This is a genomic window from Psychrobacter sp. UBA3962, from assembly GCF_002385225.1.
Classification (GTDB): Bacteria; Pseudomonadota; Gammaproteobacteria; order Pseudomonadales; family Moraxellaceae; genus Psychrobacter.
In genome coordinates this window covers 48,102-54,376 of sequence record NZ_DGDC01000002.1, presented here as the reverse complement: position 1 = coordinate 54,376, position 6,275 = coordinate 48,102, and the positions used below count along the sequence as shown (strand labels likewise).

Annotated in this window: 6 protein-coding genes; 1 reads left to right on the top strand and 5 read right to left on the bottom strand. The window is 42.9% G+C overall.

Annotated elements, in window-relative coordinates:
* Positions 1–168: 168 nt before the first annotated feature.
* Positions 169–378: a cold-shock protein gene (locus tag B3S92_RS00320; RefSeq protein WP_011959622.1), complete on the bottom strand. Its 210-nt coding sequence runs from the start codon at positions 376–378 to the stop codon at positions 169–171.
* Positions 379–752: 374 nt separating this feature from the next.
* Between B3S92_RS00320 and B3S92_RS00315 the strand changes: the two genes are divergently transcribed.
* On the top strand, positions 753–1,208 hold the full coding sequence (locus tag B3S92_RS00315; RefSeq protein ID WP_077451395.1) for a universal stress protein: 456 nt from the start codon (positions 753–755) through the stop codon (positions 1,206–1,208).
* 46 nt (positions 1,209–1,254) lie between these two features.
* Here B3S92_RS00315 and B3S92_RS00310 read toward each other — a convergent pair whose 3' ends face one another.
* The 4 genes from B3S92_RS00310 to B3S92_RS00295 all read right to left on the bottom strand — a co-directional run bounded on the left by B3S92_RS00310 (position 1,255) and on the right by B3S92_RS00295 (position 6,223).
* On the bottom strand, positions 1,255–1,674 hold the full coding sequence (locus tag B3S92_RS00310; RefSeq protein ID WP_296201754.1) for a YbaN family protein: 420 nt from the start codon (positions 1,672–1,674) through the stop codon (positions 1,255–1,257).
* A gap of 66 nt (positions 1,675–1,740) precedes the next feature.
* Positions 1,741–2,772 (bottom strand): ornithine cyclodeaminase family protein, encoded by a 1,032-nt coding sequence (locus B3S92_RS00305; RefSeq protein ID WP_296201753.1) that lies wholly within the window; start codon positions 2,770–2,772, stop codon positions 1,741–1,743.
* A gap of 138 nt (positions 2,773–2,910) precedes the next feature.
* Positions 2,911–4,254 carry a branched-chain amino acid transport system II carrier protein gene (gene brnQ / locus B3S92_RS00300; RefSeq protein WP_296201752.1) on the bottom strand — a complete coding sequence of 448 codons (1,344 nt, stop codon included), beginning with the start codon at positions 4,252–4,254 and terminating at the stop codon, positions 2,911–2,913.
* A gap of 481 nt (positions 4,255–4,735) precedes the next feature.
* The gene (locus tag B3S92_RS00295) at positions 4,736–6,223 is read right to left on the bottom strand and encodes a peptide MFS transporter (RefSeq protein WP_296201751.1); all 1,488 of its coding nucleotides are present in this window, start codon (positions 6,221–6,223) and stop codon (positions 4,736–4,738) included.
* Positions 6,224–6,275 lie beyond the last annotated feature (52 nt).

Below are 6,275 nucleotides of genomic sequence, written 5' to 3'. Positions count from 1 at the left end.
TTTTAAGGGCTATGACTATATTGATAAATTTTGGCTTAATGCTGTTGAATGTCGATATAAATACCGTTTAAAAAGCACAGACGAAAAAAAACGAGCCAAGGGCTCGTTTTTTTGATTCATTTAAAGCAATGTTTTTAAATTGTCATCACTTTAAATCATCGTAGCTAATTAGATAGCTGTGATACCGTGGGCTTGTGGGCCTTTAGCACCTTGAGTTACTGTGAACTCAACTTCTTGGCCTTCAGCTAAGGTTTTAAAACCTGAGCTTGCGATTTCGCTGTAATGAGCAAAAACGTCTGGACCTGTTTCTGGAGCAATAAAGCCAAAACCTTTAGCTTCGTTAAACCACTTTACTGTACCTTTGATAGTATCTGACATATTCATCTTCCTAATTTTAAAACATAATGACCAATTTGGTCGGGTAACGCTTGAGCAACTACGGGAAATCTTAAAACGGAGGATTAATGCTAATACTACGAGGTAATGATTTGCTGCGGGTTTCTCTTAAGCAGGAATGTAGTATAAGAGCCTTTCTAACCTTAAGCAAGCTTTATTTTAAAAAAACTTAAAATATTTTTAGTTTGGTTAAAATATCATCGATTTTGCTCAAAATATGCTCGCTATAGTCATAAGACTGACTAAAATCATACTGCATCTATAATTAAATAAGCTTATGATAGTATTATGTAGAGAGTAAGGACTACTCCCCTTCTCTATGCTCTTTTAATCTTATTTATTAAATAGGTGCTGCCATGAGCTATAAACATATTTTACTAGTTACTGACCTACGCTCTGATGCCGATGTCGTTGCCCAAAAAGCAAAGTACATCCATTCCCGCCAACAAGGCGCTCAGCTGTCTGTGCTGCATATCATTAAAGATACGGTGGTGGGGTTTGGTTACGAAATGGTGCCTGCAGCCAGTCTATATGATGAAATAGATGATGAGCGCTGCAAAAGTGCTAGAAAGGATTTGATCGAGTTCCTTGACCGTAACGACCTAGATTGCAATAGCCCTGAAGTCACTACCGCGATTTCAAACAGTGAAGGCATTATCAACTACTGCGATAAAAATGACGTGGACCTGGTGATTATTGGTCGTCATGAACGTCATGGTATCTCTGCTTGGATTAATGGGGCTACTGTGGATGCTATTTTGCCTAACGTTTCTTGTGATGTTCTGGTGGTTAAGCTAGAAAAGCCAGTTTAATAGCTAGTTACTAAAGCAATCTGGGTAAATGCAAAGACCCTCGCCATTAAGCGTCGGGTAATCGCCATAGGTAGATGCCCACACAAAAGCAGACTAAAGCTACCGTCCAAGCTACCCATAGCTGTGCATCAGGCACTGTGAAAAATAACAGAGTGCCTGATAGCGTCATCATAATACAGGCAAGCCATTTAGCGCGTCTAGGGACTGCTCTGCGCTCCTCCCAGTCACGAATGTATTGACCCATATATTTATGATTAATCAGCCATAGATAAAAACGTTCTGAGCCTCGAGCCCAGCAGGCGGCTGCTAATAGCACAAATGGGGCAGTAGGCATCACTGGCAACAGCACTCCTACCAAACCCAGTCCAAAAAACAAGCCCCCTAAGACAAGGTACAACCAACGCATTGAAGCGTATTTGGATTGATTAATACTGCCAGTATGTCGATAGTGACTATTGTCTGTCATATTTCTGTCATAAAAAGAGGTAGCTTATCTTCTTAGTTTATTATCACGCCTTTTTATTCGGCTAGCTTATAGTGCCGCGGTTTGACCAATCTGATCTCGTTTAACAGCTTGAGCAATCTTTAGCGCCACTGCGGCATCGAAACTGGCGGCACCCACTGATTTAAACAAAGTAATCCCTTTGTCTTTATTATCAGTATCTACTTTCAAACTGCCCGATACTAAATCCAAAAGTTGCCCGCTGAGCTGATCCCACTGCCAGTCACAATTTGAATTGTCATGTGCCTGAATCAAGTCGCCCGCTTCGTGCTTACCGCCTTCTAAATCATCAATAACCACGTAAGCACTTGCTTCAATAATTGAGTCACTGACTTCCTTCATATTAGGCTGATAAGCCCCCACAGCATTAATATGGACATTTGGCTTAACCTGATCGACTTCAAACAAACCTTCGGTCGCGCGAGTGGCTAAGTTAATGATATCGGCGTTTTTTACCGCTTCTTCTATCGTGTCACAGACCGTTAGTTTTACCTCCCACTGTGAGTAATCTCGCTCAAACGCTGCTTTAAAGTCCCGCGCTTTGTCTGTAGTTCGGTTCCAAAGCATGACCTCAGTGATATTCGGGCACACGGTTAACACCGCATTGAGCTGCTCATAGGCCATGCCCCCTGTTCCTACCACGGCGACCGTGCTGCTATCTGAGTTGGCCATATATTTTGTGGCGACTCCTGATAAAGCAGCAGTACGTACTTGCGTCACATAGATACCATCCATAAAGGCTAGGGTCTCACCCGTCGCCGTATCAGAAACAGTAATGGTGGCGACCGTTGTCGGTAACTTACGTTTAGGATTATCAGGGCAAATGGTTACCAGTTTAACCACAGCAAACTCATTCTCGCCATCAAACACCACACAAGGCATAGAAAGATGAGAGCCTGACTGATGCTGTTCTGTGTCAGCGAATGTGGGGATGACCAATCGCTCGGGCGACTTAACCCAATTTGGATTTTTATTCTGCAGCTTTAATAGCGCTTCGATGGCCTCAATCGCCATCGGCATAGTCAATTGCTGCTTTACCGTGTCCAAATTAAGTATCTGCATCCTAACCTCTTAGTTGTGTGTTTTTTAGTGGCATTTCTTCGTTTATAGGGGTTTATTATCCTCGCTCATAAGCTCAGAGAACAAGTTGAGCTATGTGATATTTTGTCACTTAGCTAACACCAGTGTAAAAATGATTTTTTATACCTGTACCTCATCGGTACGTTTAATCAAAAAGCCAATCAATGCCATCATTAAAGTAGGCACTATCCAGCCCAATCCTAGCTCTGCTAGCGGCAGTTTGTCTATCAAGCTCTGCCAAGGCAACGTACCTGACACAATATTGGCCAACATGTCATTGAACGCAAGCAGGGTAGCAGTCCCCACTCCCAATATATAGGTCATTGGACGATTAGCAATCAGGGGGTGCATAAGCGATAAGAGCACCAGAGCAATACTGATAGGGTATAAAAAGACCATAATGGGTACGGCTGTCGCTAAGATTTTCTCTAAGCCTAAGTTAGAAAAAATAGCGCCCATTACGGTAAAGATTAACACATAACGGGCATAGCTAATTTTAGGAAATATCTGATTGGCAAAGCTTGAGCAAGCATTAATAAGGCCAATACAAGTGGTCAAACAGGCCAAGATAACAATCATTCCAAAAGCCAAATTACCTGCACTTCCCATCAACTGAGTGGCCGCCATGGACAGTAAGACTGCTCCATTCTCATAGCCTTCAGGACGATACATGCCAATACCAATCCATGCCAGCCCAAAGTAGATTGCCCCCAAAAATAGACCTGCAATCAAGGAAGACTGAATCATCACCTTCACTACGTGCGCATCATTGGCGGCCTTATTATGGCTTCCGCCGCTTTCACTAATAATGGCATTGGCTAAGACCGTACCAAAAGCTAAGCCTGCCAAAGCATCTAAAGTAAAATAACCTTCAATAATACCGGCAGATAAAGGATTGTCCCTAAACTGCTCGGCAGCCATGTGATTACTAGGCGTCAGGTTTATAAACGCCAAACCACAAAGTAGAGCAATGGTAATCAATAAAATAGGCGTTAGAAACTTACCTATCACATCGACCAATCGGCCTGACCTTGATGCTAAAAAATAACAAATACTAAAAAAAACCACCACGTACAACGTTAAGCTAATGCCCTCAGGTAGATTAATAAAATGGCGAAACCCCATTTCATAGCCGACGTTTGCCGCTCTAGGGATACCATACATGGCCCCAATTGACAGATAGATTAATATGGCAAAAATATAAGCGAAAATGGGGTGCACTCGGCGACCCAGACTTAAAATTCCGCCCCCTGATTTGGCAATGGCGATTAAGGTGAGCATGGGCAAGGCAATAGCAGTGGTGATAAAGCCTAAAACCGCAGGCGTAAAGTTGGAGCCTGAGTTCATACCCAGCATCGGCGGGAAAATGAGGTTACCTGCGCCAAAGAAGAAGGACAGCAGCATAAACCCATAAAACAAAGGATTGGTCGATTTTGTTTGTGTTGCAGAATGGTCTTTGCCCATAAGGTATTAACCCTGTTATGTGAGGTTGAAAATCGAGCAATTGTATATGAGTAAAGGGGAGATGGCAAAAAACCGTACCAACTTTTCAGTAAGTACGGTTCCATAATGTTAGCGCTTAACCTATTTTATAGACCAAGCGAAGTTGGTAGTGCCTTAAAAACTTGGCCGAAAATAAAACCAGCTAGTGACGATTAAAGACTAGTCGTGGTGCCAACCAGCCCTGTCACGGTGCAAGCACTTAGAAACAAAGAGCTGGTCATGATTAACATTAAGCCAATTTTTAACTTATTTAATTTTAATTTTCTTGACCTTGACATCGGCAATCCTTTTTTCATAAAAGTTTGGCTATTATAGTGTTTAGGGGGCGCTAGTTATTACCCTATGTCAGCCCCTATTCTGCATTACAGCTTATTATTTTGACAACTATCGTCTCGCAGTTAAATGAGCCATAGGTTACAGATTATTGCTAGTACCACTCAGATTAAGCGGTGGGATCAGTGTCTGCTTGTGGGTGCTGCTTGTCCCATTCATCCGCAGCATTCAGCATTTTTCTAATTACCCTAGAGGACACAAATGCCACCACGGTCAGTAGTAAAGCAAAGACCGTCAATGCCATAAAGAAGCTACCATAGCTTTCTACCGCGATGGCCTGAGTCAATTTAGCGCCTTTGTCTAAAGCAATATGTGTCGAGAGTACGGCGCCAACAATGCCACTAAACGCCATGGCCACCATAAACAAGCTCACCGAAAAGCTAGAGATGACTTTGGGCGCTACCGAAAGAATATAAGCCACTACCAGGCTGCCCACGATAACCTCAGCGAAAGCTTGGAAGAAATGCACCAATAAGAAAACTTCGGGTCGTAACACCACATCTTCCCCAATATTCAATAAGGCGGCAGTCATGATGGCAAAGGCAATGGTGGTCAGAATAAAAGAAAAGCCTACTTTGGTGGCGGTGCTGATAAATATATTTCGTTTTTCCAAGCGATTGGTAATAAAGGCGATTACCGGACCGGCAACGGCACACCATAACGGGTTCATCACCATTGCCCCTTCAGGTTGAATTGGAATTATCCCAAACAAATCGCCTCGCATGGTATTAATGGCCACTAGGGTCATCGATGTCATCATTTGACCATAATAAACAAAGAAAGCAACGGTCAAAAGAATCATGATTAGAATAGTACCCATACGCAACGCAGTAGAACGCGCTGTCGAGGCTAACATGAGCTTTATAAAATAACCGATGGCCGCTGCGCTGATTGCGTAGACAATGTATTGTCCTTTATCCATGTCACTAAACATATAAAACACAACGGCCAACATCGCCATACTTAATAGAGCAAACTTTATCCAGTTGTTTAACGGTACTGGGGCTTTATCAATGTCATCCGCATTAGAAATCAAAGGCTTACGCAGCACAATTAGCGATAACACACTAAGCCCCGCCATGATTGCCGCTAGCATAAAGTTCCCTTTATAAGCGATTATCAAGGTCAAAAATGGGAAAACATATTGACCCACAAATGCTCCGAAGTTATTCACCGAGTAATTAATCGGATACACTTTTTCAAAATCTTCTTGTGAAGAAAAAGTGGTCTGGAATAAAGTAGGATAGTTCGGTGACATCAGACCGCGACCATAGCTGGCCAAAGCAATACCCATCAGACTCATGGCCACATTAATGCTGACAGCACTGATTAACAGCAGCACATAGCCTAGAGTAAACGCAACATAGCCCACGACCAAAGAGCGATACGCTCCCAATAGACGGTCGCCAATCACCCCGCCAGCGATAGAAAACAACGTCCCTACTGCTCCAAAGGCCCCTATGACCATTAATGTGTCGGCTTCGCTATATTGCAACTCTTCAAGGAAAAAGGGCGTCAAGACAATCATGACCCCATAAAAAGACAAACCGAAAGCCATTTGGCAGAACATCATGACTAGGTTTCTTTTATTAAACACAGGCACCTCTTTTGTGGTGTCGCCCATTAATCAAATAGGCGACAGGCAATCA